This is a genomic window from Campylobacter sp. MIT 97-5078, assembly GCF_006864455.1.
GTDB lineage: Bacteria > Campylobacterota > Campylobacteria > Campylobacterales > Campylobacteraceae > Campylobacter_D.
On record NZ_QHLK01000027.1, the window covers coordinates 1 to 5,521 of the forward strand.

Annotated in this window: 4 protein-coding genes and 1 pseudogene; all 5 read left to right on the forward strand. The window is 31.0% G+C overall.

Annotation, left to right across the window (positions count from 1 at the left end):
- A pseudogene (locus DMB91_RS08525) lies at window positions 1-195 on the forward strand (glutamine-hydrolyzing GMP synthase); the annotation flags it as partial.
- A 3-nt stretch (window positions 196-198) separates the two neighbouring features.
- The gene (locus DMB91_RS08530) at window positions 199-1,041 is read left to right on the forward strand and encodes a type II restriction endonuclease (protein ID WP_143116907.1); all 843 of its coding nucleotides are present in this window, start codon (window positions 199-201) and stop codon (window positions 1,039-1,041) included.
- Window positions 1,025-1,936 carry a DNA-methyltransferase gene (locus tag DMB91_RS08535; RefSeq protein ID WP_081946957.1) on the forward strand — a complete coding sequence of 304 codons (912 nt, stop codon included), beginning with the start codon at window positions 1,025-1,027 and terminating at the stop codon, window positions 1,934-1,936. Before DMB91_RS08530 ends, DMB91_RS08535 begins: the two co-directional genes overlap by 17 nt.
- Window positions 1,937-2,658: 722 nt before the next feature.
- Window positions 2,659-4,269 (forward strand): ABC transporter substrate-binding protein, encoded by a 1,611-nt coding sequence (locus DMB91_RS08540; protein ID WP_143116908.1) that lies wholly within the window; start codon window positions 2,659-2,661, stop codon window positions 4,267-4,269.
- Window positions 4,270-4,412: 143 nt separating this feature from the next.
- Window positions 4,413-5,521, forward strand: a 1,109-nt coding sequence (locus tag DMB91_RS08545; RefSeq protein WP_143116909.1) for an ABC transporter substrate-binding protein, incomplete at its 3' end; no start/stop codon positions are given.

Here is a 5,521-nt window from a genome sequence, read left to right on the forward strand (position 1 = left end):
GATAATCGCACCTATGATAATACCATTTGCGTGAGAGCAGTAGAAGCACAAGATGGAATGACAGCAACTTTTTCGCACTTACCCCATAGCTTTTTAGAAGTTGTCTCTAATCGCATTATCAATGAAGTTGAGAGCATTAATCGCGTGGTGTATGATATTACTAGCAAACCTCCAGGAACGATTGAGTGGGAGTAGGGAATGATAAATATTTTACCCTTTGATAAATTTTTACAGACTCTTCAAACAAGCAATAGAACTTTAGAATTTTTCGTAGATTGGCAAAAGTGTCTTAAAAATAAAAATGAGATAAGTATATCCCTAAATCATTTAAACTTTTTGCTTGGAAAAGACAAAAAAGAGCTAAAAGCTGATATTAAAAAGCTCTTTGAAGAATATCCAAAGGCTTTTGATATATTAAATCTTCTTATTGCTGTAAGGGATAAGAATGATCTAGTGCTTGATGTTGATGGTAATTTTTATCCTTTAAATTCTTATTTTGAAAATTATGAAAAAATTTATAAGTTTATTTGTCAAACAGGATTAGAACAAATTTTTTGTGATAGAAAGCTTAAAGATTTAAATGATTTTGTTTTTGGTATTGAAGTAGGACTTGATAGCAATGCTAGAAAAAATCGCAGTGGTAAAGCTATGGAAAACTATCTTAGTAATCTTTTTGCAAGAGCTAAATTAAATTTTAAAGAACAAGTCAATATTAGAAAATTCAAGGATTTGCATCAAGCTTTTGGAGAGGATATTAAAAAATTTGATTTTGTTATTTGGGGTACAAAAACAACCTATTTTATAGAAGCTAACTTTTATACAGGTAGTGGAAGTAAGCTTAATGAAACAGCAAGGGCTTATCAAGATTTAGCTTTAAAATTTGAAAATTTTTCAAATTATGAGTTTATTTGGATAACTGATGGCAAAGGTTGGAGAAGTGCCAAAAATAAACTCCAAGAAGCTTATAAATATGTAAAAATTTATAATTTAAGCAATATTACTGATTTTATCCAAAAGGTGAAAAATGCTATCGCTCAATAAAGATTTATCCCCCATTTTTATAAGCGAAGATTCTCTATTTAGGCTTTATCAAGGGAATTGTAATGGAATTTTGCCTCAATTTGAAAATAAGTTTGATTTGATTTTTGCCGATCCACCTTATTTTCTTTCCAATGATGGCTTAAGCATACAAAGCGGGAAAATTGTGAGTGTCAATAAAGGAGAATGGGATAGAGGAGAAAATATCAGTGATATTGATGGGTTTAATATGGAGTGGATAAGTAATGCAAAAAAAGCCTTAAAAAATACAGGAAGTATTTTAATTAGTGGAACTTACCATAATATTTTTTCTTTAGGTAGAATCTTACAAAAACTTGATTTCAAGATTTTAAATATCATCACTTGGCAAAAAACCAATCCTCCTCCAAATTTTAGTTGTCGTTATCTCACGCATTCAACAGAGCAAATCATTTGGGCGAGAAAAAGCCCTAAACACAAGCATATTTTTAATTATGAAATTTTAAAAAAACTTAATGGAGGCAAACAAATGCGAGATGTGTGGAGCTTCCCCGCTATTGCTCCCTGGGAAAAGGCAAATGGTAAGCATCCTACGCAAAAGCCTTTAGCTCTGCTTGTGCGATTGCTTTTAATGGCAAGTGATAAGGATTCTATGATTTGTGATCCTTTTAGTGGAAGTTCTACCACAGGAATAGCGGCTAATCTTTTAGATAGAAAGTTCGTTGGTATCGAAAAAGAAAATGCGTTTATAAAAATGTCAGTGGAGAGAAAAAGAGAGTTAGAGAAAAATATTGCAATAATCAAAAATAAAATAAATGATTTAAGGCTTTTGGAAAATATGGACTTACTTAACATAGATAATAATTGTGTAGCACAGATAAATACTTCCAAGCCTCCTGGCACGATTTATGGAGAGTAAGATCGGTATGCCTTTTATTAAGCTTTGTTTGAAATTTACAAATTTTATTAGAGGAATGCTAGTGAGTTGATAAGGCGTAAAAGGCATTCCTTTACCGCAATGCAAAGCAAAACCTTGCTATTTGTGAGGTTTTTGGCTAAAATATTTTTTTTATTATTCCTTGTCCAATTACAAAGCTTTCTACAGAATTTTATTAAAGATCGTTTTTTAAATTTAAAACAACTTGCTTTTTCATTTTCATCAAACACTTTTTTCGTTTTTGTATGGTTTATTTCATCGTTTTATATTTTGCAATGACGAAGATAAGATTAAATTTACTTTTTGTTTTAAAACTTTATACAAAAATTTTTAAAATATAATTCTCAAATTAGCATCATTTCTTTGCTTTTAGGAGGCTTACCGGGTTCTTTGTTCTTTTTGTATTTTAAAATAAGGGTAAATGTTTATATTTTAGCTATCGTTTTTTTGTTTTATATTTTGTATAGTGTTTTTTAAAGAGAGGAAACAAATGACTCAAAAAGAAGAACTTCTTAAAAAACATTTATTTTCTTCCTTAATTTTAGAATTAAAAGGGAATAAGGCTTTAAGACTCTTATTTGTTTTAAGTAATGTTTCCTTTTGAAACTTTTATTATTTTTGCTTGGTAGAAATGGAGTTTTTAAGTCAAATACAAGCAATTATGAAATACCATAACTTAAAAATACTTTAAGGAGAAAAAAATTATGAAAAAATTAACTTGTATTATTTTATTATTTGTTGCAAGCACTCTTTTTGCAGCCACTCCTCGAGCAGGAGAAAAGTTGGCTAAAGAACAAAGCTTTACTTTTAATGCTGAAGCTGCACCACAATCTTTAGATCCAGCAAAGATCGAGGGTGTTCCTGAAGGAGTATTTGCTAGGAATTTGTTTGAAACTTTGATTATTTCTGATGAAAATGACAAACTTGCTCCAGGTGTAGCTTTAACTTGGAATCATAGTGATGATTATAAAACTTGGACTTTTAATCTTAGAAAAAATGCTAAATGGTCTAATGGAGACAATGTTACAGCTAAAGACTTTGTCTTTGCTTGGAAAAGATTAGCTGATCCAAAAACGGCTTCACCTTATGCTTCTTATCTTACTTATTTAAAATTGCAAAATGCAGATGAGATTGTCAAAGGCAAATTAAGCCCTGATAAACTAGGAGTAGAAGCAAAAGATGATTATACTTTAGTTTTACATTTAGAAGATTCTGTGCCTTTTGCAGATCTTTTAACCCAATTTTATGTGCTTTCTCCTGTTCCACAAAAAGTAGTAGAAAAACTAGGTGATGCTTGGAGTGATCCTAAAAATTTAGTAAGTAATGGGGCTTTTAAACTTGATTCTTTTGTTGTTAATGAAGAAGCTAAATTATCTAAAAATCCTTATTATTGGGATGCTAAGAATGTTTTACTCGATAAACTCACCTTACTTCAAATTCAAAATCAATCTGTAGCTTTTACAAGGTATAGGGCAAATGCTTTAGATATTAGCACCTTTCCTTTAGAACTTCTAGATAAGGTTAAAAAAGAATACCCTAAAGAATTCACTACCGGTTCTAATTTATGCACTTATTATTTTCAATTTAATGTCGCCAACCCACCCTTTGATAATGTAAAAGTCCGCCAAGCTCTTTCCATGGCTTTAGATAGAAATATCATTACAGATAAAATTTTAAGACAAGGTCAAATTCCAGCTTTTAACTTCTCTCCTCCTGCTATCAGTGCAGCTGAACTTATCACACCTCCTGAGTGGTCTAAATGGGATGATAAAAAACGTCATGAAGAAGCTATAAAACTTCTTAATGAAGCAGGTTATAATAAAAATCATCCTTTAATTTTTACTCTTTTATATAATACCAGTGAAGAGCATAAAAAATTAGCCATAGCTGCCTCTTCTATATGGAAACAAAATTTAGGAGGCATAGTTAATATAAAACTTCAAAATCAAGAATGGAAAACTTTCCTTTCTACTAGACGCTTAGGACAACATCAAATGGCTAGAGCGGGGTGGTGTTCTGATTATAACGAGGCTAGTAGTTTCTTAAATATTTTCTTATCAAATTCATCTAATAATCACTCTCGTTTTAAAAATACTCAGTATGATGAAACCATCAAACAAGCTTATAAAGCTAAAAATGAAGAAGAAAGGGCTAAGCTTTATGCAAAAGCAGAAGAGATTTTAGCCACAGAAGTTCCTTTAGCACCTGCTTTTAACCAATCTCAAACCTTTCTTATAAAACCTTATGTAAAAGGTTTTAAGATTAAGCCTTCAAGGAGTTATTATTTTAAAGATGTTTATATTTTAGAGCATTGATTTACAAGCCTTTTTGGCTTGTAAAATTTAAAGGTGCTTCTTTTTGGAATTCTTGTGATATTTTTATGTTACAGGATAAATTTTTAAGCTTTATGAAAGTTTTAATAAAATAACATTAAGTTTATTTTATTAAAGGAGTTTATATGAAAAAACTAATCTATGTTATTTTATTATTTGTTGCAAGCACTCTTTTTGCAGCCACTCCTCGAGCAGGAGAAAAGTTGGCTAAAGAACAAAGCTTTACTTTTAATGCTGAAGCTGCACCACAATCTTTAGATCCAGCAAAGATCGAGGGTGTTCCTGAAGGAGTATTTGCTAGGAATTTGTTTGAAACTTTGATTATTTCTGATGAAAATGACAAACTTGCTCCAGGTGTAGCTTTAACTTGGAATCATAGTGATGATTATAAAACTTGGACTTTTAATCTTAGAAAAAATGCTAAATGGTCTAATGGAGACAATGTTACAGCTAAAGACTTTGTCTTTGCTTGGAAAAGATTAGCTGATCCAAAAACGGCTTCACCTTATGCTTCTTATCTTACTTATTTAAAATTGCAAAATGCAGATGAGATTGTCAAAGGCAAATTAAGCCCTGATAAACTAGGAGTAGAAGCAAAAGATGATTATACTTTAGTTTTACATTTAGAAGATTCTGTGCCTTTTGCAGATCTTTTAACCCAATTTTATGTGCTTTCTCCTGTTCCACAAAAAGTAGTAGAAAAACTAGGTGATGCTTGGAGTGATCCTAAAAATTTAGTAAGTAATGGGGCTTTTAAACTTGATTCTTTTGTTGTTAATGAAGAAGCTAAATTATCTAAAAATCCTTATTATTGGGATGCTAAGAATGTTTTACTCGATAAACTCACCTTACTTCAAATTCAAAATCAATCTGTAGCTTTTACAAGGTATAGGGCAAATGCTTTAGATATTAGCACCTTTCCTTTAGAACTTCTAGATAAGGTTAAAAAAGAATACCCTAAAGAATTCACTACCGGTTCTAATTTATGCACTTATTATTTTCAATTTAATGTCGCCAACCCACCCTTTGATAATGTAAAAGTCCGCCAAGCTCTTTCCATGGCTTTAGATAGAAATATCATTACAGATAAAATTTTAAGACAAGGTCAAATTCCAGCTTTTAACTTCTCTCCTCCTGCTATCAGTGCAGCTGAACTTATCACACCTCCTGAGTGGTCTAAATGGGATGATAAAAAACGTCATGAAGAAGCTATAAAACTTCTTAATGAAGCAGG